This window comes from Pseudomonas sp. L-22-4S-12 (assembly GCF_009799935.1).
Classification (GTDB): Bacteria; Pseudomonadota; Gammaproteobacteria; order Pseudomonadales; family Pseudomonadaceae; genus Aquipseudomonas.
Map to the genome: position 1 here is coordinate 256,298 of NZ_WELL01000003.1, position 22,962 is coordinate 279,259.

A 22,962-nucleotide genomic window follows, 5' to 3' on the forward strand; every position below is an offset into this window, starting at 1 on the left:
AACTGAGCGACATGGCGGTGACCTCTACGGCTTTCTTGGAATTGTTGGTGTGCTTGCTTTGTAAATTGGTAATACCAATTTACAAACAGGCGACGCCAGAGTAAAAGTCAGGCTTCCTGGCTGTCAAACCCGGCGTCTCAGACTTTGGTCGAAGCAGTCTGGGTTGCTGGGCCCGGGTGGTCTCGTTAGGCTAGCCGGCAGGCACCGTGGTAGAGCGGGGCAAGTGGTCAAACCAGTGGAGAATCGCTTTATGGCAGTGGGTCAGGTGCAACAGCGCCGTCTGTCGGATGACATCGTCAGTCAGCTGGAGGCGATGATTCTCGAAGGCACGCTCAAGGTCGGCGAGCGCCTGCCGGCCGAGCGGGTGCTGGCCGAGCAGTTCGGCGTGTCGCGGCCGTCTTTGCGCGAGGCGATCCAGAAGCTGGTGGCCAAGGGCCTGCTTGTCAGTCGCCAGGGCGGCGGCAACTATGTCGCCGAAACCCTCGGCAGCACCTTCAGCGACCCGTTGCTGAAACTGCTGGAGGAAAACCCGGCGGCCCAGCGCGACCTGCTGGAATTTCGTCACACCCTGGAAGGTTCCTGCGCCTTCTACGCCGCTCAGCGCGCCACCGAGCCGGATCGCCAGCGCCTGAGCGAAGCCTTTGCCGCGCTACAGGATTGCTACGAGCGCGGCGGTACGGTGACCCGCGCCGAGGAGGGGGCGGCCGATGCACGCTTTCACCTGGCGATTGCCGAGGCCAGCCACAACGCGGTGCTGCTGCACACCATTCGCGGCCTGTTCGACCTGCTCAAGCGCAACGTGGTGACCAATATCGGTGGCATGTACGCCCAGCGCGAGGAAACCCGCAGCATGCTGATCAGCCAGCACCGGGCGCTGTTTGAGGCGATCATGGCCGGGCAGGCGGAACAGGCGCGCAGCCTGTCCAACCGGCATATCGACTATGTGCAGGAAGTGCTGGCGGATGTGCAGCTGGAGGCGCAGCGCCTGGCACGGGCGCAGCGGCGGGTGGCGGTCAAGCCTTAGTAGGGTTGCCTGGAGGCGTGCGCAACGAGATCGGGTAGGGGGCGGGTGCGCGCGGCGCACCCGGCGGACGGCTTAGTCGTCCTTGCCCTTGGTGCGCATGGCGCGCTGCACTTCGCGGTCGGCGTCGCGCTCTTTCTCGGTGTGGCGCTTGTCGAAGTCCTTCTTGCCCTTGGCCAGGGCGATCTCGCACTTGACCAGGTGCTGCTTCCAGTACAGCGACAGGGCCACGCAGGTGTAGCCCTTCTGCTGCACCGAGCCGAACAGCTTGTCCAGCTCGCGCTTGTTCAGCAGCAGCTTGCGCGTGCGGATCGGGTCGGCGATGACGTGGGTGCTGGCGGTTTTCAGTGGGGTGATGTGACACCCCATCAGCCAGGCTTCGTCGTCCTTGAGCAGCACGTAGCTGTCGACCAGCTGCGCCTTGCCGGCGCGCAGGCTCTTCACTTCCCAGCCGGCCAGGGCCAGGCCGGCCTCGAACTTGTGTTCGATGAAATAGTCGTGCAGCGCTTTCTTGTTCTGCGCGATGGTGCCGGTGGGGTGTTTCTTTTGTTTAGCCATAGGCGCGGCATTATAGGGAGTCGGCGCGGTGCTGGCGACAGCCTGTGCTTGAGGGGGCAGGGTGAATTACGCACAATGCGCGCTTCTTGGCGGTCGCGCGGGCGGTTTGGCCCGGGTTGCCGCAATGCAGTCCTGGAAGTGAGAGCTGATGAGCACGCGAATCCTGCGTTCGGCGCTGCTGCCTTATCCGGCACAGGCCTTGTACGATCTGGTCAATGATGTGGCGAGCTATCCGCAGTTCCTGCCCTGGTGCTCGGCCTCCGAGGTGCTGGCGGTCAGCGAGGCGGAGATGCGCGCCAGCCTGACGGTGGCCAAGGGCTCGCTCAGTCAGCGCTTCATGACCCGCAACCGCCTGGTGCCGGGCCAGGCCATCGAGATGCAGCTGGAGGAGGGGCCCTTCTCGCAGCTGCAGGGCATCTGGGAGTTCAAGGCGCTGGGCGACAAGGCCTGCAAGATCAGCCTGGACCTGACCTTCGATTACGCCGGGCCTCTGGTCAAGGCGACCCTCGGGCCGCTGTTCAACCAGGCGGCCAATACCCTGGTCGATGCCTTCTGCCAGAGGGCCAAGCAACTCCATGGATAAGCCGAACATCTTCGTGGAGGTGGTGTACGCCCTGGCCGACAAGCAGAAGCTGCTGCGCCTGAGCGTGCCGGCGGGCAGCAGCGTGCGCGACGTGGCCTTGCGCTCCGGGCTGGATGCGCACTTTCCCGGCCTGGATCTGGCGCACAGCCCGCTGGGCATCTTCGGCAAGGCGGTGGCCAGGCCCGAGGAGCGGATCATTGAGGAGGGCGAGCGGGTGGAAATCTACCGGCCGCTGATCGCCGACCCGAAAGAGGTGCGCAAGCAGCGCGCGGCCAAGGCGGCGCTGGCGCGGGCCGGTGAACAGGGCGAGTAGCTTTCGCCCAGGTACAAAAAAGCCCGGTGAAAACCGGGCTTTTTGCTTTCCGCAGTTTACTGCGGAGTGGCTTCCAGCGGCTCCGGAATCGGTACGGCGACCGGTTCGGCGGCGTCCACTTCGCGCTGGATCTGTTCCAGCAGCGAGCCCGGCTTGGCCGGTTCTTCGGTGGTTTGCTGCGGCTGGCTGACCACGCTGCTCTGGCCGTCTTCGCCGAGGATTTCCTGGTCGCGGCTGACGCCCGGCATGAAGTCGCCGGCCAGGCCGATCAGCTGGTCGTCGCCGCCGAACATCAGGCTGACGCGTTCCTGGTAGCGCTGCCGGCCACCCGGCTGGATGCTGTACAGGTAGTCCCAGCGGTTGGCGTGGAAGGTGTCGGTGATCAGCGGGTTGCCCATGATAAACCGCACTTGTCGGCGGGTCATTCCGGGCTTCAACTGGTCTATCATGTCCTGCGTTACGACATTGCCCTGCTGGATGTCGATTTTATAAACCCCGGGAAATGAACAACCGGCGAGTGCGAGCAGACCCACGAGCGTGAGGCTGGACAGCAGGAGCTTGGTGTTTTGCATCGGTGGGTGACTTCCACTATCTTGGCTGGGCAAAGTAAACCCCGATCATACCCGCATAAACGGAAGCTGCGAAGCAGCAACCTAGAGAAAGCCGACCATGGTTGAAAATAGCGAACTGCGCAAAGCTGGCCTGAAAGTAACCCTGCCGCGCGTGAAGATCCTGCAGATGCTCGACTCGGCCACTTCCGGCCAGCGCCACATGAGTGCCGAGGATGTGTACAAGGCGCTGATGGAGGCGGGCGAAGACGTCGGCCTGGCCACCGTGTACCGGGTACTGACCCAGTTCGAGGCGGCCGGTCTGGTCGAGCGCCACAACTTCGATGGCGGCCATGCCGTGTTCGAACTGGCCGACGGCGGGCACCACGACCACATGGTCTGCGTCGACAGCGGCGAGGTCATCGAGTTCTTCGATCCGGATATCGAGAAACTGCAGAAAGAGATCGTCAAGAAGCACGGCTTCGAGCTGGTCGATCACAACCTGGTGCTGTACGTGCGCAAGAAGAAGTAAGTGTCACGACTCGAATGTAAAAGGCGCCCCGCGGGGCGCCTTTTTCATGTCTGGAATCTCAGAGCTGCGCGCTGCTGACCATCTTGCGCGCGTGCTGCAGGGATTCCTCGGTGAGGTCGACCCCGCCGAGCATGCGTGCCACTTCCTCGACCCGCTGCGCGGTGTCCAGGGTCGCCACGGCGGTGCGGGTTTCCTCGCTGCCGCGCTGCTTGTGCACGAACAGGTGGTTGTGGCCCTGGGCGGCGACCTGCGGCAGGTGGGTGACGGTGAGCACCTGGCCGCGTTCGCCGAGGCGGCGCAACAGCTGGCCGACCACTTCGGCGGTGGGCCCGCCGATGCCGACGTCGACTTCGTCGAACACCAGGGTCGGCACCCGCGAGGTCTGCGCGGTGATCACCTGGATCGCCAGGCTGATGCGCGACAGCTCGCCGCCGGAGGCGACCTTGGCCAGGGATTTCAGCGGCAGGCCAGGGTTGGCGCTGACCAGGAATTCGACCTGCTCCAGGCCATGAGGCTGCGGTTCCTCGGCGCTGCCAGCCTGCAGCTGGATGCTGAAGCGCCCGCCGGGCATGCCCAGGCCCTGCATCTCGGCCTGTACGGCGGTGGCCAGGCGCTCGGCGGCCTGTTGGCGCAGCTGGCTCAGCTCGGCGGCCTTGTCCTGGTAATGGCGGGCATAGGCCGCCAGTTCCTCGGCCAGGCGTTCGCTGGCCTGGTCGTCGGCGTTCAGGCCTTCCAGTTCTTCCAGCAGGCGCTGCTGCAGCTCGCCCAGTTCGGTGGGCTGGATGCGGTGCTTGCGCGCCAGGGTATAGATGGTGTCCAGGCGTTCTTCGAGGATCTGCTGGCGCTGCGGGTCGGCGTCGAAGTGGTCGATGAAGCGGTTCAGCTCGCCGACCGCTTCCTCGACCTGGATCTGCGCGCTGGCCAGCAGGTTGCTGGCTTCGCCGAGGGCGCCGGGCTGGCTGCTGAACGCGCCGAGGCGATTGAGGCTGGCGGTCAGGGCCGACAGCACGTTGCCGGCATCGCTTTCGCTGCACAGGTCGAGCACCTGGCGGCAGGCGCCGAGCAGCTGCTCGGCGTTGCTCAGGGTCTTGTGTTCCTGCTCCAGCTGCTCCAGTTCGTTGTCGCCGAGGGCGAGGCTCTCCAGCTCCTCCAGCTGGTAGCTGAGCAACTGGTGGCGGGCGCGCTGCTCGTCGCTGGTCGAGGTCAGGCGCTGCAGCTCCTGGCGGGTCTGGCGCCAGCGCTGGGCGGCCAGTTGCACCTGGCGCGCCAGCTCCTGGCTGCCGGCGTACTCGTCGAGCAGGCGGCGGTGGGTGTCGGGCTTGAGCAGCGACTGGTGCTCGTGCTGGCTGTGGATGTCGATCAGCAGTTCGCCGAGCGCCTTGAGGTCGCCCAGCGGGCAGGGGCTGCCGTTGATGTAGCCGCGCGAGCGGCCTTCGCTGGTGATCACGCGACGCAGGATGCACGGGCCGTCGTTATCCAGGTCGCGTTCGGCCAGCCAGGCGCGGGCTTCGGCGATGTCGTCCAGGTCGAAGCTGGCGAGGATGTCCGCCTTGTCCGCGCCGGGGCGCACCACGCCGCTGTCGGCGCGGTCGCCGAGGGCCAGGCCGAGGGCGTCGAGCATGATCGACTTGCCGGCGCCGGTCTCGCCGGTGATCACCGACATGCCGCGGGCCAGCTCCAGATCCAGGTGTTCGACGATGGCGTAGTTGTGAACGGACAGGTGCACCAGCATGGAGATCACTCCCAAAAAATTGTGCTGGCTATTTATACAGTGTTTTGTTTTGTCCTGACAATAACCCTTGAAACCTTGTGATCGAGCCCCATATAGGCGACAGAAGCAGCAGGCCTTGACCTGCCCCCGCATTGAACAGGAGGACCTAATGGCTGACGAACAGACCCTGGATACGCAGAACCCGCAGAACCCGCAGGACGCCCAGAACGCCGAGGCGGGCGCTGGCGAGGATCTGGCGGCACGTGTGCAAGCCCTCGAGGAGCAGCTGGCGCAGGCGCAGGACAATGCCCTGCGGGTTGCCGCCGATCTGCAGAACGTGCGCCGTCGCGCCGAGCAGGACGTCGAGAAGGCGCACAAGTTCGCCCTGGAGAAGTTCGCCAATGACCTGCTGCCGGTAGTCGACAGCCTGGAGCGCGGCCTGGAGCTGTCCGACCCGAACGACGAGTCGATCCGCCCGGTGCGCGAAGGCATGGAGCTGACCCTCAAGCTGTTCCACGACACCCTCAAGCGTTACCAGCTGGAAGCGGTCGACCCGCATGGCGCGCCGTTCAATCCGGAGCACCACCAGGCGATGGCCATGGAAGAAAGCACCCATGTCGAGCCGAACTCCGTGCTCAAGGTGTTCCAGAAGGGCTATCTGCTCAGCGGTCGCCTGTTGCGCCCGGCCATGGTCGTGGTGAGCAAGGCGCCGAGCATCGCTCCGCCGTCGATCGACGAGCAGGCTTGAAATCGGCGAGTCCGACCCCATCTGTTAGAGCAAGCGATTTAGTGCTGGTGCGGCCAATCCATTCAACGGGTCGCGCAATCAAGGTTAAAGATCAAGTTTCGGGAGAGTGAATATGGGCAAGATTATCGGTATCGACCTGGGGACCACCAACTCCTGCGTCGCCATTCTGGAAAACGGTAACGTCAAGGTCATCGAGAACGCCGAAGGCGCGCGCACCACGCCGTCGATCATCGCCTACACCAATGACGGCGAGATCCTGGTCGGCCAGTCCGCCAAGCGTCAGGCGGTGACCAACCCGCACAATACCCTGTACGCGGTGAAGCGCCTGATCGGTCGTCGCTTCGAAGAAGAAGTGGTACAGAAAGACATCAAGATGGTCCCCTACAAGATCGCCAAGGCCGACAACGGTGACGCCTGGGTCGACGTGAAGGGCCAGAAAATGGCGCCGCCGCAGATTTCCGCGGAAGTGCTGAAGAAGATGAAGAAGACCGCCGAAGACTACCTCGGCGAAGCCGTGACCGAGGCGGTGATCACCGTTCCGGCCTACTTCAACGACAGCCAGCGTCAGGCCACCAAGGACGCCGGTCGCATCGCCGGTCTGGACGTCAAGCGCATCATCAACGAGCCGACCGCGGCGGCGCTGGCCTACGGCATGGACAAGGGCAAGGGCGACCACACCGTGATCGTCTATGACCTGGGCGGCGGTACCTTCGACGTGTCGGTGATCGAGATTGCCGAAGTCGACGGCGAGCACCAGTTCGAAGTGCTGGCCACCAACGGCGATACCTTCCTCGGTGGTGAGGACTTCGACATCCGCCTGATCGACTACCTCGTCGACGAATTCAAGAAAGAGTCCGGCATCGACCTCAAGGGCGATCCGCTGGCCATGCAGCGCCTGAAGGAATCCGCCGAGAAGGCCAAGATCGAGCTGTCGTCCGCGCAGCAGACCGACGTCAACCTGCCGTACATCACTGCAGACGCCAGCGGTCCGAAGCACCTCAACGTGAAGATTTCCCGCGCCAAGCTGGAAGCCCTGGTCGAAGACCTGGTCACCCGTACCATCGAGCCGTGCCGCATCGCCCTGAAGGACTCCGGTCTGGACGTCGGCAGCATCGACGAAGTGATCCTGGTCGGCGGTCAGACCCGCATGCCGCTGGTGCAGCAGAAGGTTGCCGAGTTCTTCGGCAAGGAAGCGCGCAAGGACGTCAACCCGGACGAAGCCGTGGCCATCGGTGCCGCCATCCAGGGCGCCGTGCTGGCTGGCGACGTGAAGGACGTGCTGCTGCTCGACGTATCGCCGCTGACCCTGGGTATCGAAACCATGGGCGGCGTGATGACTGCGCTGATCGAGAAGAACACCACCATCCCGACCAAGAAGTCGCAGGTGTTCTCCACCGCCGACGACAACCAGGGCGCGGTGACCATCCACGTGCTGCAGGGCGAGCGCAAGCAGGCCTCGCAGAACAAGTCGCTGGGCAAGTTCGACCTGGCCGAGATTCCGCCGGCGCCGCGTGGCGTGCCGCAGATCGAAGTGACCTTCGACATCGATGCCAACGGCATCCTGCACGTCGGTGCCAAAGACAAGGCCACCGGCAAGCAGCAGTCCATCGTGATCAAGGCCAACTCCGGCCTGTCCGAGGAAGAAATCGAGCAGATGGTGCGTGACGCCGAGGCCAATGCCGAGGAAGACCGCAAGTTCGAGGAGCTGGTTACCGCGCGCAACCAGGGCGACGGTCTGGTGCATGCCACCCGCAAGATGGTCACCGAGGCGGGCGACAAGGCCACTGCCGACGAGAAGGCGGCCATCGAGAAGGCGCTGGGCGAGCTGGAAGTTGCGGTCAAGGGCGACGACAAGGCGGCCATCGAGGCCAAGATGAACGCCCTGTCCGAAGTCACCACGCCGCTGGCGCAGAAGATGTACGCCGAGCAGCCGCAGCCGGGTGCTGCCGGCCAGGGTGCCGACGAAGCCAAGGACGCGGCCGACGACGTGGTCGATGCCGAGTTCGAAGAGGTCAAGGACAACAAGTAAGCCACGGCTTACCTCAGTTCCCGCCCGCCGAAGCCTGGCTTCGGCAGGTGCGATTCGCCGCGCGGGAGCTTGCTCCCGCGTTGGCGTGTCTGGGGCAGACGAATTTAAAGGTGTTGATGTATGTCCAAGCGTGACTATTACGAAGTGCTCGGTGTCGAGCGCGGCGCCAGCGAGGCCGAGCTGAAAAAGGCTTACCGGCGCCTGGCGATGAAGCACCACCCGGACCGCAATCCGGACGACAAGGCTTCGGAAGAGAAATTCAAGGAGGCCAACGAGGCCTACGAAGTGCTTTCCGATGCGGGCAAGCGTTCGGCCTACGACCAGTACGGTCATGCCGGCGTCGACCCGCAGATGGGTGGCGGCGGGTTCGGCGGTGGCGGGGCGAACTTCTCCGACATATTCGGCGATGTGTTCAGTGATTTCTTCGGTGGCGGCCGCGGCGGTTCGCGCGGTGGCGCCCAGCGCGGCTCGGATCTGCGCTACACCCTGGAGCTGGATCTGGAAGAGGCCGTGCGCGGCACCACCGTGACCATTCGCGTGCCGACCCTGGTCAACTGCAAGCCGTGCGATGGCAGCGGGGCGAAGAAGGGCACCAGTCCGGTGACCTGTACCACCTGTGGCGGCATCGGCCAGGTGCGCATGCAGCAGGGCTTCTTCTCGGTGCAGCAGACCTGCCCGCGCTGCCATGGCAGCGGCAAGATGGTCACCGACCCCTGTGGCTCCTGCCACGGCCAGGGCCGGGTGGAAGAGAGCAAGACCCTGTCGGTCAAGGTGCCGCCAGGCGTCGATACCGGCGATCGTATCCGCCTGTCCGGCGAGGGCGAGGCCGGCAGCATGGGTGGTCCGGCGGGTGACCTGTATGTGGTGGTCAACGTGCGCGAGCACGCGATCTTCCAGCGCGACGGCAAGCACCTGTACTGCGAAGTGCCGATCAGCTTCGCCGACGCGGCGCTGGGTGGCGAGCTGGAAGTGCCGACCCTGGATGGTCGGGTCAAGTTGAAGATTCCAGAAGGCACCCAGACCGGCAAGCTGTTCCGTCTGCGCGGCAAGGGCGTGGCCCCGGTGCGTGGCGGCGGTGCCGGCGACCTGCTGTGCAAGGTGGCGGTGGAGACCCCGGTGCATCTGGACAAGCGCCAGCGCGAGCTGCTGGAAGAGTTCCGCAAGTCGCTGGAAGGCGACAGTACCCATTCGCCCAAGGCCAGCGGCTGGTTCGACGGCGTGAAGCGGTTCTTCGGCGACATCTAAGAGCTGCCCACGATCTGCTGCGCGTCGGCCAGGCGTCGTTAAAAACAGGCTCGGAATGCTCATTTACTACTTGTAAACTCCGCTTCCTCGCCGCTTTGACCAGCCGTAGGCTGTTACTGACGTAGCGCCTAGCCTGGCTCTAGCTCGCGAGATCGTAAGCAAGCTCTAAGGAATCGACTATGCGACGTATTGCAGTGATGGGCGCCGCCGGGCGCATGGGCAAGATCCTCATCGAGGCGGTCGGTCAGGCGGATGGCGCCCAGCTGACCGCCGCCATCGATCGCCCGGACAGCAGTCTGATCGGTGCCGATGCCGGCGAGCTGGCGGCGCTGGGCAAGATCGGCGTGGCCCTGGCGGGTGACCTGAATGCGGTGCTGGATCAGTTCGATGTGCTGATCGACTTCACTCACCCCTCGGTGACCCTGAAGAATCTGGAGGTCTGCCGCCAGGCAGGCAAGGCCATGGTCATCGGCACCACCGGCTTCTCGCCGGAGGAGAAGCAGTTGCTGGTCGAGGCAGCCAAGCAGATCCCGATCGTCTTCGCCGCCAACTACAGCGTCGGCGTCAACCTGTGCCTCAAGTTGCTGGATACCGCGGCTCGGGTGCTGGGTGACGAGGTCGATATCGAGATCATCGAGGCGCACCATCGGCACAAGGTCGATGCGCCGTCCGGTACCGCGTTGCGCATGGGTGAGGTGGTGGCGGGTGCCCTGGGGCGCGATCTGCAGAAAGTCGCGGTGTACGGGCGCGAAGGCCAGACCGGTGCCCGCGAGCGCGAGACCATCGGTTTCGCCACCGTGCGTGCCGGCGACGTGGTCGGTGACCACACCGTATTGTTCGCCGCCGACGGCGAGCGGGTGGAGATCACCCACAAGGCCTCCAGCCGGATGACCTTCGCCAAGGGCGCGGTGCGTGCGGCGCTGTGGCTGCAAAGCCAGCCGGCCGGGCTGTATGACATGCAGGACGTGCTGGGGCTGAGCTGAAATGCTTGAACGGTCCACTCAGACGGTGGACCGAAAAGGCACTTTCCTGTAAGCTTTCTGCTTTAGTGTGTCCACTAAAAGTAACGCAGAATGAATCAGATAAAAAAGCGGGGTGACGGTCAATACGTCATCCCGCTTTTTTACAACCTGCGTTTGTACAAGTTTCAGATCTAGGGAGGTCTTCTTGACTAAGCCAGCCATACTCGCCCTTGCCGACGGCAGCATTTTCCGCGGCGAAGCAATCGGGGCCGACGGCCATACCATCGGTGAAGTGGTGTTCAACACCGCCATGACCGGCTATCAGGAAATCCTCACCGATCCTTCCTATGCCCAGCAGATCGTCACCCTGACCTATCCGCATATCGGCAACACCGGCACCACGCCGGAAGATGCCGAATCCAACCGGGTGTGGGCGGCCGGCCTGATCATTCGTGACCTGCCGCTGATCTCCAGCAACTGGCGCAACAAGCAGCCGCTGGACGAGTACCTGAAGGAAAACGGTACCGTCGCCATCGCCGGCATCGATACCCGGCGCCTGACCCGCATCCTGCGTGAGAAGGGCTCGCAGAACGGCTGCATCCTGGCTGGCGCTGACGCCACCGAGGAAAAAGCCCTGGAGCTGGCGCGCAGCTTCCCCGGGCTGAAAGGCATGGACCTGGCCAAAGTGGTCAGCTGCACCGAGCGCTACGAGTGGCGCGAAAGCACCTGGGAGCTGAAAACCGACAGCCACCCGCAAATCGCCGCCAGCGAGCTGCCTTACCACGTGGTTGCCTACGACTACGGGGTCAAGCTCAACATCCTGCGCATGCTGGTCGAGCGCGGCTGCCGCCTCACCGTGGTGCCGGCGCAGACTCCGGCCAGCGACGTACTGGCGCTGAACCCGGACGGCGTGTTCCTCTCCAACGGCCCTGGCGATCCCGAGCCGTGCGACTACGCGATCCAGGCGATCAAGGATGTGCTGCAGACCGAGATTCCGGTCTTCGGTATCTGCCTCGGTCACCAGCTGCTGGCCCTGGCCTCCGGCGCCAAGACCGTGAAGATGGGCACCGGCCACCACGGCGCCAACCACCCGGTACAGGATCTGGATTCCGGTGTGGTGATGATCACCAGCCAGAACCACGGTTTCGCCGTGGACGAGCCGAGCCTGCCGGCCAACCTGCGCGCCACCCACAAGTCGCTGTTCGACGGCACCCTGCAGGGCATCGAGCGTACCGATAAGGCGGCTTTCAGCTTCCAGGGACACCCGGAAGCCAGCCCGGGCCCGCACGACGTCGCCCCGCTGTTCGATCGCTTTATCTCCGCCATGGCCGCCCGTCGCTGATCGCTGAGTCCAGGAATTCGAGAGTTACCCCATGCCAAAACGTACAGACATCAAAAGCATCCTGATCCTCGGCGCCGGCCCCATCGTCATTGGCCAGGCCTGCGAGTTCGACTATTCCGGTGCCCAGGCCTGCAAGGCCCTGAAGGAAGAGGGCTACCGCGTCATCCTGGTGAACTCCAACCCGGCCACCATCATGACCGACCCGGCCATGGCCGATGCCACCTATATCGAGCCGATCAAGTGGTCCACCGTGGCCAAGATCATCGAGAAGGAGCGCCCGGACGCCCTGCTGCCGACCATGGGTGGCCAGACCGCGCTGAACTGCGCCCTGGACCTGGAAAAGCACGGCATCCTGGAAAAGTTTGGCGTCGAGATGATCGGTGCCAACGCCGACACCATCGACAAGGCCGAAGACCGTTCGCGCTTCGACAAAGCGATGAAAGACATCGGCCTGGCCTGCCCGGTTTCCGGCATCGCGCACAACATGGAAGAAGCCTACGGCGTACTGGAGAAGGTTGGCTTCCCGTGCATCATCCGTCCGTCCTTCACCATGGGCGGCACCGGCGGCGGTATCGCCTACAACCGTGAAGAGTTCGAAGAAATCTGCGCCCGCGGCCTGGATCTGTCGCCGACCAGCGAACTGCTGATCGACGAATCGCTGATCGGCTGGAAGGAATACGAGATGGAGGTGGTCCGCGACAAGAAGGACAACTGCATCATCGTCTGCGCCATCGAAAACTTCGACCCGATGGGCGTGCACACCGGCGACTCGATCACCGTGGCGCCGGCCCAGACCCTGACCGACAAGGAATATCAGATCCTGCGTAACGCCTCCCTGGCGGTACTGCGCGAGATCGGCGTGGAAACCGGCGGCTCCAACGTGCAGTTCGGCATCTGCCCGAACACCGGTCGTATGGTCGTGATCGAGATGAACCCGCGCGTGTCGCGTTCCTCGGCACTGGCCTCCAAGGCCACCGGCTTCCCGATCGCCAAGATCGCCGCCAAGCTGGCCGTAGGTTACACCCTCGACGAGCTGAGCAACGACATCACCGGCGGTCGCACCCCGGCCTCGTTCGAGCCGGCCATCGACTACGTCGTGACCAAGATCCCGCGTTTTGCCTTCGAGAAGTTCCCCAAGGCCGACGCCCGTCTGACCACCCAGATGAAGTCCGTGGGTGAAGTCATGGCCATCGGCCGCACTTTCCAGGAATCCCTGCAAAAAGCCCTGCGCGGCCTGGAAGTGGGCGTTGCCGGCTTCGATCCGAAGCTCGACCTGAACGATCCGGAAGCCGAAAGCACCCTGCGCCGCGAACTGACCGTGCCCAGTGCCGACCGTATCTGGTACGTGGCCGATGCTTTCCGCGCCGGCAAGACCGTGGCGGAAATCTTCGAGCTGACCAACATCGACGAATGGTTCCTGGTGCAGATCGAGGATCTGATCAAGGACGAGGAGAAGGTCAAGACCCTCGGCCTGTCCTCCATCGACTATGAGCTGATGCTCAAGCTCAAGCGCAAGGGCTTCTCCGATGCGCGCCTGGCCAAGCTGCTCGGCGTTTCCGAGAAGAGCCTGCGCGCCCATCGGCACAAGCTGAAAGTGCTGCCGGTGTACAAGCGCGTCGACACCTGCGCCGCCGAATTCGCCACCGACACCGCCTACATGTACTCGACCTACGAGGAAGAGTGCGAGGCCGCGCCGTCCAGCCGCGACAAGATCATGATCCTCGGCGGCGGCCCCAACCGTATCGGCCAGGGCATCGAGTTCGACTACTGCTGCGTGCACGCGGCGCTGGCCATGCGTGAAGACGGTTACGAGACCATCATGGTCAACTGCAACCCGGAAACCGTTTCCACCGACTACGACACCTCCGACCGCCTGTACTTCGAGCCGGTGACCCTGGAAGACGTGCTGGAGATCGTCCGGGTCGAGCAGCCGAAAGGCGTGATCGTGCAGTACGGCGGCCAGACCCCGCTGAAGATCTGCCGCGCCCTGGAGGAGGCCGGCGTACCGATCATCGGCACCAGCCCCGAGGCCATCGACCGCGCCGAAGACCGCGAGCGCTTCCAGCAGATGGTCCAGCGCCTCGGCCTGCGCCAGCCGGCCAACGCCACCGCGCGCAGCGAAGACGAGGCCCTGGCCCTGTCCAAGGGCATCGGTTACCCGATGGTCGTGCGTCCGTCCTACGTGCTGGGCGGCCGGGCGATGGAGATCGTCTATCAGGAAGAAGAGCTCAAGCGCTACATGCGCGAAGCCGTCAAAGTATCGAACGACAGCCCGGTGCTGCTCGACCGCTTCCTCAACTGCGCCATTGAGGTGGACGTGGATGCGGTGTGCGACGGCGAGAGCGTGGTGATCGGCGCGATCATGCAGCACATCGAGCAGGCTGGCGTGCACTCCGGTGACTCCGCCTGCTCGCTGCCGCCGTACTCGCTGCCGATGCACATCCAGGACGAGATCCGCGAGCAGGTCAAGAAGATGGCCCTGGAGCTCGGTGTGGTCGGCCTGATGAACGTGCAGATGGCCGTGCAGGGCGAGGACATCTATGTCATCGAGGTGAACCCGCGCGCTTCGCGTACCGTGCCGTTCGTCTCCAAGTGCGTTGGCGTCTCACTGGCCAAGGTGGCTGCCCGGGTCATGGCTGGCAAGTCGCTGGCCGATGCCGGCTACACCAAGGAAATCATCCCGCCGTACTTCAGCGTCAAGGAAGCGGTGTTCCCCTTCGCCAAGTTCCCGGGTGTCGACCCGATCCTCGGCCCGGAAATGAAGTCCACCGGTGAGGTGATGGGCGTCGGCGATACCTTTGGCGAGGCCTTCGCCAAGGCGCAGCTGGGCGCTAGCGAGATCCTGCCGAACTCCGGCTGCGCCTTCATCAGCGTCCGTGAGGACGACAAGCCGGAAGCCGTGCAGGTCGCCCGTGACCTGGTGGCGCTGGGCTTCGAGGTGGTTGCTACCGCCGGTACCGCCAAGGTGATCGAGGCCGCCGGTCTGCCGGTGCGCCGGGTGAACAAGGTGACCGAAGGCCGTCCGCACGTGGTCGACATGATCAAGAACGACGAAGTCACCCTGATCATCAACACCACCGAGGGGCGTCAGTCCATCGCTGACTCCTACTCCATCCGTCGTAACGCTCTGCAGCACAAGATCTACTGCACCACCACCATCGCGGCGGGGCAGGCGGTCTGCGAGGCGCTCAAGTTCGGTCCCGAGAAGACCGTGCGCCGGCTGCAGGATCTGCATGCAGGAATCAAGGCATGACCAAATACCCCATGACCGTCCAGGGCGCTCGCGCCCTGGAAGAAGAACTGGCGCATCTGACCAAGGTGGTGCGGCCCAAGCTCAGCCAGGACATCGGTACTGCGCGCGAACTGGGTGACCTCAAGGAAAACGCCGAATACCACGCCGCTCGCGAGCAGCAAGGCATGGTCGAGGCGCGTATTCGCGATATCGAGGGTCGTCTGCAGAATGCGGTGATCATCGATGTCACCACCATTGCCCATACCGGCAAGGTGATCTTCGGCACCACCGTGGAGATCGCCAACTGCGAGACCGACGAGAGCGTGACCTACCAGATCGTCGGTGAGGACGAGGCCGATATCAAGCAGAGCAAGATCTCCGTCGGCTCTCCCATCGCCCGCGCCCTGGTCGGCAAGGCGGAAGGGGACGTGGTTGCGGTGAAGACGCCGGGCGGTCTGGTCGAGTACGAGATTGTCGAAGTCCGCCATCTTTAAGCGTCAACCGCTACGGGCGGGGCTGATCAGCTGGCAGCTGGCCCAGACTTTCTGGGTTGGCGGCCTGTGGCTGTTGTACTTCGTCATGCTGCCGGCGCTGGAGGAGATCGGTCTGGCGCCGTTGCTGATTCACACCGTCGATGCGACGTTGACGCCGCTGCTGGTCGGCTTCGCGGCATTCTGTGCGTTGCTGCAGATGCTGGTATTGCTGCAGGTCGAAGGTGGGCGCAGTCTCTGGCGCGATATGCGCGGTCAGCTGCTGCTGAGTGTGCTGGGGATGGCGCTGGCGTACTTCGCCGTGCGTGAGTGGCAGCCGGATGCGGTGCGCTGGCTGCGGTTCAACTACCAGGTGCTGGCGTTGTGCGGCTTGTTGCTGGTGTTGCAGCCGCTGCCGGGGCAGCGGGGCGAGGGCTGACTGCCGCTATCAGGCCTGATAGCGGTGGATGTTGGACAGGTTCTTGTTGGCCTTGGGGTTCTTGCGGTAGACCAGTGCCATCTTGCCGATGATCTGTACCACTTCGCAGCGGCTGATCTTGCTCAGTTCGTCGATCAGAGCGCGGCGATCGTCGCGTTCGGTGATGCGAAACTGCACCTTGATCAGCTCGTGATCATTCAGGGCGCGTTCCAGTTCAGCCTGCACCCCTTCGGTCAGGCCGTTTTCGGCCACGATCAGCACCGGCTTCAGGTGGTGACCGATGGATTTGAAATGTTTCTTCTGCTCGTTGTTAAGCGCCATAATCTGACCCTGCGACTGGGAAACTGCCGGAAATACAGCGTGCCTGAGCTTGAGTGACAAGCAGTAAAGGTCGCCTGATGCGGCTCCCCCAACCTTATTGCCTGCTCTGGCTTCGCTTGCCGAGGTTCCGGACGGCTTCTGAAGTGTAAAAGCGGCGTAGTGTACCCGAGCGTGCTTGGGTGCGCCTAGCTAATCGCGACCGTTGAGCATGAGGTGGCTCGTTCCAAGACTAGTCGGCGTTGGCTGGGGCGATTCGATCATCTGGTTGGCCTTGTGATTTCCGATGTGACCCCAATATCAGAAAGGTGAGAGCTGCCGATCAGGCACGTACCCTGTGTTTGTGCGAGCTGGGGTTGGATCTGGCTGCACGGGTGTGACGTCCGGGTGGCGACTTCCTGATCAGGATTTCCAGGGTGAGGGCTCGAGGTCTGGTGCAAGCGGATGCGCGAGATGTTCGGCAGGGAACAGATGTGCAACCCCTGTCGTCGTGTAAGTGTTCGTGCGAGCAATACCTGCTCGCCCGTGGCTTTCGCCGGGCCTAGACTGAAATCTCGGGCATCTCCCCCGGTCGGATAGGTGGGTGTGGGCTCATAAAGGGTTACAGACGGCACCTGCAGGGGCAGGGGTTGTGTAGTAAGTTAGGCGGGTAATCAACCAGCCGTCATGCGGGGCGCGTTTCAGGACGAGGCTCGCTTCAGAGGGTAGCTAATTGAACGATATGGCAAAGAACCTGATCCTGTGGCTGATCATCGCGGCCGTCCTGGTCACCGTGATGAACAACTTCTCCAGCCCCAGTGAGTCCGGCAAGCTGAACTACTCCGAGTTCATCCAGCAGGTGCAGGAAGGTCGGGTCAAGCAGGTCACCGTGGATGGCTACATCATCAGTGGCAAGAATGCCGATGGCACCACCTTCGAGACCGTGCGTCCGGCCATCGAGGACCGCGGGTTGATCAAGGACCTGATCGACAACAACGTCGAGATCGTCGGCAAGCAGCCGGAGCGCCAGAGTATCTGGACCCAGCTGCTGGTAGCCAGCTTCCCGATCCTGGTGATCATCGCCGTATTCATGTTCTTCATGCGCCAGATGCAGGGTGGCGGCGGTGGCAAGGGCGGGCCGATGAGTTTCGGCAAGAGCAAGGCACGTCTGCTCTCGGAAGATCAGGTGAAGACCACCCTGGCTGACGTCGCCGGTTGCGACGAGGCCAAGGAGGAGGTTGGTGAACTGGTCGAGTTCCTCCGTGACCCGGGCAAGTTCCAGCGCCTGGGTGGTCGCATCCCGCGTGGCGTGTTGATGGTCGGCCCGCCCGGTACCGGCAAGACCTTGCTGGCCAAGGCGATCGCTGGCGAAGCCAAGGTGCCGTTCTTCACCATTTCCGGTTCCGATTTCGTCGAGATGTTCGTCGGTGTTGGTGCCAGTCGCGTGCGCGACATGTTCGAGCAGGCCAAGAAACACGCCCCCTGCATCATTTTCATCGACGAGATCGACGCTGTCGGTCGTCATCGTGGTGCCGGTCTCGGTGGTGGTCACGACGAGCGCGAACAGACCCTCAACCAGTTGCTGGTGGAGATGGACGGCTTCGAGATGAACGACGGCATCATCGTCATTGCCGCCACCAACCGTCCGGATGTGCTCGATCCTGCGCTGCTGCGTCCGGGTCGCTTCGATCGCCAGGTGGTGGTCGGTCTGCCGGATATCCGTGGTCGCGAACAGATCCTCAAGGTACACATGCGCAAGGTGCCGATCGGCGACAACGTCGAGCCGGCGGTAATTGCCCGCGGTACCCCGGGTTTCTCCGGTGCCGACCTGGCCAACCTAGTCAACGAGGCTTCGCTGTTCGCCGCGCGTGCGGGCAAGCGCCTGGTGGAGATGAAGGAGTTCGAGCTGGCCAAGGACAAGATCATGATGGGCGCCGAGCGCAAGTCCATGGTCATGTCCGAGAAGGAAAAGCTCAATACGGCCTTCCATGAGGCCGGCCATGCCATTGTCGGGCGTTTGGTGCCCGAACACGATCCGGTCTACAAGGTGTCGATCATTCCCCGTGGTCGCGCCCTGGGTGTGACCATGTTCCTGCCGGAAGAGGATCGCTACAGCCTGTCCAAGCGGGCGCTGACCAGTCAGATCTGCTCGCTGTTCGGTGGCCGTATCGCCGAGGAGATGACCCTGGGCTTTGATGGCGTGACCACGGGTGCGTCCAACGACATCATGCGTGCCACGCGTCTGGCACGGAACATGGTGACCAAGTGGGGCTTATCCGAGAAACTGGGCCCGCTGATGTACGCCGAAGAAGAAGGTGAAGTCTTCCTTGGGCGTAGTGCCGGTAGCCAGCATGCCAACGTGTCCGGAGAGACGGCCAAGCTCATCGATGACGAGGTGCGTAGCCTGATCGATGGCTGCTACGCCACTGCCAAGCGTCTGCTGGAAGAGAATCGCGACAAGCTGGATGCCATGGCTGATGCGCTGATGAAGTACGAAACCATCGATGCCGATCAGATCGACGACATCATGGCTGGCCGTACGCCGCGCGAGCCGCGCGATTGGCAGGATGGCTCGGGTACTCCGAGCGCTCCCAAGGAGCAGGCTGATCGCCCGGAAACCCCGATTGGCGGCCCGGCCGGCGAGCACTAAGGCGACCCATGACTGTTGCGCAATACCCAACCCGACTGCCTTGCGGCAGTCGGGTTCTTGATTTGTCCCGTCCGCAAGTGATGGGGATTCTGAATGTCACCCCCGATTCCTTTTCCGATGGTGGTCGTTTCGCTGCGCGCGACGCGGCATTGCGCCATGCGGCGGCGATGGTTGCGGCTGGAGCGACGCTGATCGATGTCGGCGGTGAGTCGACCCGTCCGGGCGCGCGTCCGGTCTCTCCGGTGGAGGAGCTGGGGCGGGTGGCGCCGGTGGTTGAGGCCATCGCCGCCGAGCTGGATGTGGTCATTTCCCTGGATACCTCGACTCCGGCAGTCATGCGTGAGGGGGCTCGACTGGGTGCTGGGCTGATCAATGACGTACGCTCGCTGCGCCGTGATGGTGCGCTGGAGGCGGCTGTCGATACCGGTCTGCCGGTTTGCCTGATGCATATGCTGGGTGAGCCCGGCAGCATGCAGCAGAATCCGCAATACCGTGACGTGCTCGCCGAGGTGGCCGATTTTCTCGCGCAGCGCATGGTCGCCTGCGAGGTGGCCGGAATCCCGCGCGAACGGATCGTGCTGGACCCAGGCTTCGGTTTCGCCAAGACGCTGGCGCACAACCTGAGCCTGTTCAAGCATATGGAAGGGCTGCATGCCCTGGGGCGGCCTCTGCTGGTCGGGGTGTCGCGTAAAAGCATGATCGGGCAGGCGCTGGGGCGCGAGGTCGGTGAGCGCCTGTATGGTGGTCTGGCCTTGGCGGCATTGGCGGTCAGCAAGGGCGCCTGCATTCTGCGTGTACACGATGTCGCCGAGACGGTCGACGTGGTGCGCATGGTCGCGGCCGTGCAGATGGCGGAATAAGAATTAAGTGGAGTGATTATGAGCAGAAAGTATTTCGGCACCGACGGTATTCGTGGTCATGTCGGGCAGTTTCCCATTACTCCTGACTTCATGCTCAAGCTTGGCTGGGCGGCCGGCATGGCCTTCCGCAGGCAGGGCAAGTGCCGAATTCTGATCGGCAAGGACACGCGCATTTCCGGCTATATGTTCGAGTCGGCGCTGGAGGCCGGGCTGTCTGCGGCGGGGGCTGATGTCATGCTGCTCGGACCCATGCCGACGCCGGCCATTGCCTACCTGACCCGTACCTTTCAGGCGGAAGCAGGTATCGTCATCAGTGCATCGCACAATCCGCATTACGACAATGGCATCAAGTTCTTTTCGGGTAGTGGCACCAAGCTGCCGGATGAGGTCGAGCTGATGATCGAGGAATTGCTCGATCAGCCGATGACCGTGGTCGAGTCGGCGCAGCTGGGCAAGGTGTCGCGGATCAACGATGCCGCCGGTCGTTACATCGAGTTCTGCAAGAGCAGCGTGCCGACCAGTACCAGCTTCGCCGGGCTCAAGCTGGTCATCGATTGCGCCCATGGTGCGACCTACAAGGTGGCGCCGAGCGTGTTCCGCGAGCTCGGGGCGCAGGTTTCGACCCTGGCCGTTCAGCCCAATGGCCTCAACATCAATGACAATTGCGGCTCGACCCATGTCGAGGCGCTGCAGGCGGAGGTGCTGGCGCAGCAGGTCGACCTGGGTATCGCCTTCGATGGAGATGGCGATCGCGTATTGATGGTCGATCACGCCGGTGTGGTGGTCGATGGTGATGAGCTGCTGTTCATTATTGCGCGCGATCTGCAGGAGCGCGGCAAGCTGCAGGGTGGCGTGGTCGGTACGCTGATGAGCAATCTGGGCCTGGAGCTGGCATTGGCCGAGTTGGGTATCCCGTTCTCCCGGGCCAAGGTCGGTGATCGCTATGTGATGGCTGATCTGCAGGAGCGTGACTGGCAGCTGGGTGGCGAGAACTCCGGGCATGTCGTGTGTTTCCAGCACACCACCACCGGCGATGCCATCATTGCCGCGTTGCAGGTGCTGCTGGCGTTGCGGCGCAATGGCCAGAGCCTGGCCGAGGCGCGTCAGGCCTTGCGCAAGTGTCCGCAGGTGCTGATCAATGTGCGTTTTGCCGGTGGTGCCGATCCGCTCGAGCATCCGGCGGTCAAGGATGCCTGTGCGCGAGTGACCGAGCGCATGGCAGGACGCGGTCGCGTGCTGTTGCGCAAGTCCGGCACCGAGCCGCTGGTGCGGGTGATGGTGGAGGGCGAGGATGGGGCTCAGGTGCGTAGCTATGCCGAGGAATTGGCGAAAGTCGTCACCGAAGTCTGCGCCTGATTGGCTTGCCAGTGCTGGAGCTCTTGGGTAACATCTGCGCCCACTTTGATCGACGAGGTATGGCATGCGTCGCCCCCTGGTAGCTGGTAACTGGAAAATGCACGGTACCCGCGCCAGCGTCGCAGAGCTGATCAAGGGCCTTCGTCAGTTGGCTCTGCCTACCGGTGTAGAAGTGGCGGTATTGCCGCCCTGTCTCTACATCAACCAGGTGATTGCCGGGTTGGAAGGTAAATCGATCGCCGTTGGCGCGCAGAACTGCGCGGTTGAGCCCATGCAGGGGGCGCTGACGGGTGAGGTGGCGCCAAGCCAGTTGGCGGATGCGGGTTGTTCGCTGGTGCTGGTTGGGCATTCCGAGCGTCGCCAGATTCTGGGTGAGCGTGACGATATACTCAGTCGCAAGTTTGCTGCAGCGCAGTCCTGTGGTTTGGTGCCTGTGCTGTGTGTGGGTGAGACGCTGGAGCAGCGTCAGGCTGGCAAGACCCTTGAGGTGGTTGCCGCTCAGCTGGGTAGTGTGATTGAAGAATTGGGTGTGGGTGCATTTGCCCGTGCCGTTGTGGCGTATGAGCCGGTCTGGGCCATTGGTACCGGGCTGACGGCTTCGCCGCAGCAGGCGCAGGAAGTGCATGCAGCCATACGTGCGCAGCTGGAGGCGGAAAATGCCGAGGTGGCGCGCGGAGTGCGGATTATTTACGGCGGCAGCGTGAAAGCGGTCAATGCAGCTGAACTGTTCGGCATGCCGGATATCGATGGGGGGCTCGTTGGTGGGGCCTCTCTGAACGCGGACGAGTTTGGCGCGATCTGTCGCGCGGCAGGAAACTGAAAATGCTGGAAACAGTCGTAATTGTTGTGCATCTGCTGGTTGCCATTGGCGTGGTTGCGCTGGTGCTGTTGCAGCAGGGCAAGGGTGCGGATGCTGGCGCCTCGTTTGGTGCGGGTGCTTCGGCAACTGTATTCGGTAGCCAGGGTTCGGCTACCTTTCTGAGCCGCTTTACTGGTATACTCGCTGCAACTTTTTTCATTACCAGCTTGGGTTTAGCGTTTTTTGCTAAAGAAAAGTCTGATATGCTGACGCAAGCAGGTTTGCCGGATCCGGCAGTGCTTGAAGTGCAACAGGAAAAGCCGGCCGTCGAAGACGTCCCGGTGCTCGAAGGCCAGGTGCCGGCAGTTGAAGCAACTGACGTGCCGAAGGCTCCAGAGCAAAAGTAACACCCGTTTTTGCCGAGGTGGTGGAATTGGTAGACACGCTACCTTGAGGTGGTAGTGGCCATAGGCTGTAGGGGTTCGAGTCCCCTCCTCGGTACCAAATCAAGAAGGCCCGCTTTATGCGGGCCTTCTTGTTGCTGGGAGTTCGGTTGACCCTGAAGGGGTATCGGTCGTATACTTCCGCCCCAGCTTTGGCGCGGGGTGGAGCAGTCTGGTAGCTCGTCGGGCTCATAACCCGAAGGTCGTTGGTTCAAATCCAGCCCCCGCAACCAGTATTCGAGAAGCCCCTTTTCAGGGGCTTTTTGCTAGCTGGACAGTCCGCCGCCAGTGTTTCTGAGTGGCTTGATGATGGGCGTTTCGCCCATTTTTTATTTGTACGACATGCACGGAGGGGTTCAGGTGTCGAGCAAGCTAGAGCAGTTGCAGGCCTTGTTGGCCCCGGTAGTGGAGTCGCTTGGCTACGAGTGCTGGGGTGTCGAGTTCCTGTCTCAGGGTCGGCATTCTCTGCTGCGGGTCTACATCGATCAGCCCGATGGTGTGCTGGTCGAAGATTGCGAAAAGGTCAGCCGACAGATCAGCGGTGTGCTGGATGTGGAAGACCCGATCGCCAGTGAATACACCCTCGAGGTTTCATCGCCCGGCATGGACCGGCCGCTGTTTAGCCTCGAGCAGTTCGCCAAGCACGTTGGCGAGCAGGTGAAAATCAAGTTGCGTTCGCCATTCGATGGCCGGCGCAACTTCCAAGGCCTTCTCCGCGGTGTGGAAGAGCAGGACGTGGTGGTGCTGGTGGATGATCACGAATACCTGTTGCCGATCGACCTGATCGACAAGGCCAACATTATCCCCCGTTTTGACTGAGGCGC

The 22,962-nt window shown here is 63.0% G+C and carries 22 protein-coding genes, 2 tRNA genes and 1 pseudogene; 21 read left to right on the forward strand and 4 right to left on the reverse strand.

Translation table 11 applies throughout. The features are described 5' to 3' along the window. Nucleotides 1–250 precede the first annotated feature (250 nt). Nucleotides 251–1,024 (forward strand): FCD domain-containing protein, encoded by a 774-nt coding sequence (locus F3I16_RS10450; protein WP_160493592.1) that lies wholly within the window; start codon nucleotides 251–253, stop codon nucleotides 1,022–1,024. A 72-nt stretch (nucleotides 1,025–1,096) separates the two neighbouring features. Here F3I16_RS10450 and smpB read toward each other — a convergent pair whose 3' ends face one another. Then, nucleotides 1,097–1,579, reverse strand: coding sequence for an SsrA-binding protein SmpB (gene smpB, locus F3I16_RS10455; RefSeq protein WP_160493593.1), 483 nt, complete (start codon nucleotides 1,577–1,579; stop codon nucleotides 1,097–1,099). Nucleotides 1,580–1,727: 148 nt separating this feature from the next. On the opposite strand from smpB, the gene F3I16_RS10460 reads away from it, so the two are divergent. Together F3I16_RS10460 and F3I16_RS10465 are read left to right on the forward strand one after the other, a co-directional pair. Further along, the gene (locus tag F3I16_RS10460) at nucleotides 1,728–2,162 is read left to right on the forward strand and encodes a type II toxin-antitoxin system RatA family toxin (protein WP_160082545.1); all 435 of its coding nucleotides are present in this window, start codon (nucleotides 1,728–1,730) and stop codon (nucleotides 2,160–2,162) included. Beyond that, complete coding sequence (locus F3I16_RS10465) at nucleotides 2,155–2,475, forward strand: RnfH family protein (protein WP_160493594.1); 321 nt, start codon at nucleotides 2,155–2,157, stop codon at nucleotides 2,473–2,475. Before F3I16_RS10460 ends, F3I16_RS10465 begins: the two co-directional genes overlap by 8 nt. 56 nt (nucleotides 2,476–2,531) lie before the next feature. Here F3I16_RS10465 and F3I16_RS10470 read toward each other — a convergent pair whose 3' ends face one another. Then, nucleotides 2,532–3,047: an outer membrane protein assembly factor BamE gene (locus tag F3I16_RS10470; RefSeq protein ID WP_160493595.1), complete on the reverse strand. Its 516-nt coding sequence runs from the start codon at nucleotides 3,045–3,047 to the stop codon at nucleotides 2,532–2,534. A 97-nt stretch (nucleotides 3,048–3,144) separates the two neighbouring features. Between F3I16_RS10470 and fur the strand changes: the two genes are divergently transcribed. Continuing rightward, a complete protein-coding gene (gene fur, locus F3I16_RS10475) occupies nucleotides 3,145–3,555 on the forward strand; it encodes a ferric iron uptake transcriptional regulator (protein WP_160082539.1) in 411 nt (136 codons plus the stop codon). A gap of 58 nt (nucleotides 3,556–3,613) precedes the next feature. Here fur and recN read toward each other — a convergent pair whose 3' ends face one another. After that, entirely contained in the window at nucleotides 3,614–5,287 is a 1,674-nt protein-coding gene (gene recN / locus F3I16_RS10480) for a DNA repair protein RecN (protein WP_160493596.1), read from the reverse strand. 148 nt (nucleotides 5,288–5,435) lie between these two features. Between recN and grpE the strand changes: the two genes are divergently transcribed. From grpE to F3I16_RS10520, 8 genes are all read left to right on the forward strand, one after another. Next, a complete protein-coding gene (gene grpE / locus F3I16_RS10485; protein WP_160493597.1) occupies nucleotides 5,436–6,014 on the forward strand; it encodes a nucleotide exchange factor GrpE in 579 nt (192 codons plus the stop codon). Nucleotides 6,015–6,126: 112 nt separating this feature from the next. Then, nucleotides 6,127–8,043 carry a molecular chaperone DnaK gene (dnaK, locus tag F3I16_RS10490; protein ID WP_160493598.1) on the forward strand — a complete coding sequence of 639 codons (1,917 nt, stop codon included), beginning with the start codon at nucleotides 6,127–6,129 and terminating at the stop codon, nucleotides 8,041–8,043. Between the two features lie 120 nt (nucleotides 8,044–8,163). Continuing rightward, the gene (dnaJ, locus tag F3I16_RS10495) at nucleotides 8,164–9,288 is read left to right on the forward strand and encodes a molecular chaperone DnaJ (protein ID WP_160493599.1); all 1,125 of its coding nucleotides are present in this window, start codon (nucleotides 8,164–8,166) and stop codon (nucleotides 9,286–9,288) included. A gap of 179 nt (nucleotides 9,289–9,467) precedes the next feature. Next, nucleotides 9,468–10,271 carry a 4-hydroxy-tetrahydrodipicolinate reductase gene (dapB, locus tag F3I16_RS10500; protein ID WP_160493600.1) on the forward strand — a complete coding sequence of 268 codons (804 nt, stop codon included), beginning with the start codon at nucleotides 9,468–9,470 and terminating at the stop codon, nucleotides 10,269–10,271. A 184-nt stretch (nucleotides 10,272–10,455) separates the two neighbouring features. Continuing rightward, entirely contained in the window at nucleotides 10,456–11,592 is a 1,137-nt protein-coding gene (carA, locus tag F3I16_RS10505; RefSeq protein WP_160493601.1) for a glutamine-hydrolyzing carbamoyl-phosphate synthase small subunit, read from the forward strand. Between the two features lie 31 nt (nucleotides 11,593–11,623). Next, the gene (carB, locus tag F3I16_RS10510) at nucleotides 11,624–14,845 is read left to right on the forward strand and encodes a carbamoyl-phosphate synthase large subunit (protein WP_160493602.1); all 3,222 of its coding nucleotides are present in this window, start codon (nucleotides 11,624–11,626) and stop codon (nucleotides 14,843–14,845) included. Then, nucleotides 14,842–15,318, forward strand: coding sequence for a transcription elongation factor GreA (greA, locus tag F3I16_RS10515; protein WP_160082513.1), 477 nt, complete (start codon nucleotides 14,842–14,844; stop codon nucleotides 15,316–15,318). The genes carB and greA overlap by 4 nt, the downstream gene beginning before the upstream one ends. Then, complete coding sequence (locus tag F3I16_RS10520) at nucleotides 15,296–15,733, forward strand: DUF4149 domain-containing protein (protein ID WP_160493603.1); 438 nt, start codon at nucleotides 15,296–15,298, stop codon at nucleotides 15,731–15,733. Before greA ends, F3I16_RS10520 begins: the two co-directional genes overlap by 23 nt. A gap of 9 nt (nucleotides 15,734–15,742) precedes the next feature. Here F3I16_RS10520 and yhbY read toward each other — a convergent pair whose 3' ends face one another. Next, a complete protein-coding gene (gene yhbY, locus F3I16_RS10525) occupies nucleotides 15,743–16,054 on the reverse strand; it encodes a ribosome assembly RNA-binding protein YhbY (protein ID WP_160493604.1) in 312 nt (103 codons plus the stop codon). 255 nt (nucleotides 16,055–16,309) lie between these two features. On the opposite strand from yhbY, the pseudogene F3I16_RS21190 reads away from it, so the two are divergent. From F3I16_RS21190 to rimP, 9 genes and pseudogenes are all read left to right on the forward strand, one after another. Then, nucleotides 16,310–16,596, forward strand: a pseudogene (locus F3I16_RS21190) (SAM-dependent methyltransferase); the annotation flags it as partial. A gap of 176 nt (nucleotides 16,597–16,772) precedes the next feature. Beyond that, complete coding sequence (gene ftsH / locus F3I16_RS10530; protein WP_160493723.1) at nucleotides 16,773–18,680, forward strand: ATP-dependent zinc metalloprotease FtsH; 1,908 nt, start codon at nucleotides 16,773–16,775, stop codon at nucleotides 18,678–18,680. Nucleotides 18,681–18,688: 8 nt separating this feature from the next. After that, on the forward strand, nucleotides 18,689–19,540 hold the full coding sequence (gene folP / locus F3I16_RS10535) for a dihydropteroate synthase (RefSeq protein ID WP_160493605.1): 852 nt from the start codon (nucleotides 18,689–18,691) through the stop codon (nucleotides 19,538–19,540). A gap of 18 nt (nucleotides 19,541–19,558) precedes the next feature. Beyond that, nucleotides 19,559–20,896: a phosphoglucosamine mutase gene (gene glmM / locus F3I16_RS10540; protein WP_160493606.1), complete on the forward strand. Its 1,338-nt coding sequence runs from the start codon at nucleotides 19,559–19,561 to the stop codon at nucleotides 20,894–20,896. A gap of 64 nt (nucleotides 20,897–20,960) precedes the next feature. Beyond that, nucleotides 20,961–21,716, forward strand: a complete 756-nt coding sequence (tpiA, locus tag F3I16_RS10545) for a triose-phosphate isomerase (RefSeq protein WP_160493607.1) — start codon at nucleotides 20,961–20,963, stop codon at nucleotides 21,714–21,716. Between the two features lie 2 nt (nucleotides 21,717–21,718). After that, nucleotides 21,719–22,102 (forward strand): preprotein translocase subunit SecG, encoded by a 384-nt coding sequence (gene secG, locus F3I16_RS10550; RefSeq protein WP_160493608.1) that lies wholly within the window; start codon nucleotides 21,719–21,721, stop codon nucleotides 22,100–22,102. A gap of 11 nt (nucleotides 22,103–22,113) precedes the next feature. Further along, nucleotides 22,114–22,199: transfer RNA gene (locus F3I16_RS10555), tRNA-Leu, on the forward strand. A gap of 95 nt (nucleotides 22,200–22,294) precedes the next feature. Further along, nucleotides 22,295–22,371, forward strand: a tRNA-Met gene (locus F3I16_RS10560). 127 nt (nucleotides 22,372–22,498) lie between these two features. After that, nucleotides 22,499–22,957 (forward strand): ribosome maturation factor RimP, encoded by a 459-nt coding sequence (gene rimP / locus F3I16_RS10565; RefSeq protein ID WP_160493609.1) that lies wholly within the window; start codon nucleotides 22,499–22,501, stop codon nucleotides 22,955–22,957. Nucleotides 22,958–22,962: the final 5 nt, after the last annotated feature.

What these genes read in the sequence shown, in the direction of transcription:
- F3I16_RS10450 (WP_160493592.1), top strand. Translation starts at nt 251, where the DNA reads ATGGCAGTGGGTCAGGTGCAACAGCGCCGTCTGTCGGATGACATCGTC.
- smpB (WP_160493593.1), bottom strand. Translation starts at nt 1,579, where the DNA reads ATGGCTAAACAAAAGAAACACCCCACCGGCACCATCGCGCAGAACAAG.
- F3I16_RS10460 (WP_160082545.1), top strand. Translation starts at nt 1,728, where the DNA reads ATGAGCACGCGAATCCTGCGTTCGGCGCTGCTGCCTTATCCGGCACAG.
- F3I16_RS10465 (WP_160493594.1), top strand. Translation starts at nt 2,155, where the DNA reads ATGGATAAGCCGAACATCTTCGTGGAGGTGGTGTACGCCCTGGCCGAC.
- F3I16_RS10470 (WP_160493595.1), bottom strand. Translation starts at nt 3,047, where the DNA reads ATGCAAAACACCAAGCTCCTGCTGTCCAGCCTCACGCTCGTGGGTCTG.
- fur (WP_160082539.1), top strand. Translation starts at nt 3,145, where the DNA reads ATGGTTGAAAATAGCGAACTGCGCAAAGCTGGCCTGAAAGTAACCCTG.
- recN (WP_160493596.1), bottom strand. Translation starts at nt 5,287, where the DNA reads ATGCTGGTGCACCTGTCCGTTCACAACTACGCCATCGTCGAACACCTG.
- grpE (WP_160493597.1), top strand. Translation starts at nt 5,436, where the DNA reads ATGGCTGACGAACAGACCCTGGATACGCAGAACCCGCAGAACCCGCAG.
- dnaK (WP_160493598.1), top strand. Translation starts at nt 6,127, where the DNA reads ATGGGCAAGATTATCGGTATCGACCTGGGGACCACCAACTCCTGCGTC.
- dnaJ (WP_160493599.1), top strand. Translation starts at nt 8,164, where the DNA reads ATGTCCAAGCGTGACTATTACGAAGTGCTCGGTGTCGAGCGCGGCGCC.
- dapB (WP_160493600.1), top strand. Translation starts at nt 9,468, where the DNA reads ATGCGACGTATTGCAGTGATGGGCGCCGCCGGGCGCATGGGCAAGATC.
- carB (WP_160493602.1), top strand. Translation starts at nt 11,624, where the DNA reads ATGCCAAAACGTACAGACATCAAAAGCATCCTGATCCTCGGCGCCGGC.
- greA (WP_160082513.1), top strand. Translation starts at nt 14,842, where the DNA reads ATGACCAAATACCCCATGACCGTCCAGGGCGCTCGCGCCCTGGAAGAA.
- yhbY (WP_160493604.1), bottom strand. Translation starts at nt 16,054, where the DNA reads ATGGCGCTTAACAACGAGCAGAAGAAACATTTCAAATCCATCGGTCAC.
- ftsH (WP_160493723.1), top strand. Translation starts at nt 16,773, where the DNA reads ATGGCAAAGAACCTGATCCTGTGGCTGATCATCGCGGCCGTCCTGGTC.
- folP (WP_160493605.1), top strand. Translation starts at nt 18,689, where the DNA reads ATGACTGTTGCGCAATACCCAACCCGACTGCCTTGCGGCAGTCGGGTT.
- glmM (WP_160493606.1), top strand. Translation starts at nt 19,559, where the DNA reads ATGAGCAGAAAGTATTTCGGCACCGACGGTATTCGTGGTCATGTCGGG.
- tpiA (WP_160493607.1), top strand. Translation starts at nt 20,961, where the DNA reads ATGCGTCGCCCCCTGGTAGCTGGTAACTGGAAAATGCACGGTACCCGC.
- secG (WP_160493608.1), top strand. Translation starts at nt 21,719, where the DNA reads ATGCTGGAAACAGTCGTAATTGTTGTGCATCTGCTGGTTGCCATTGGC.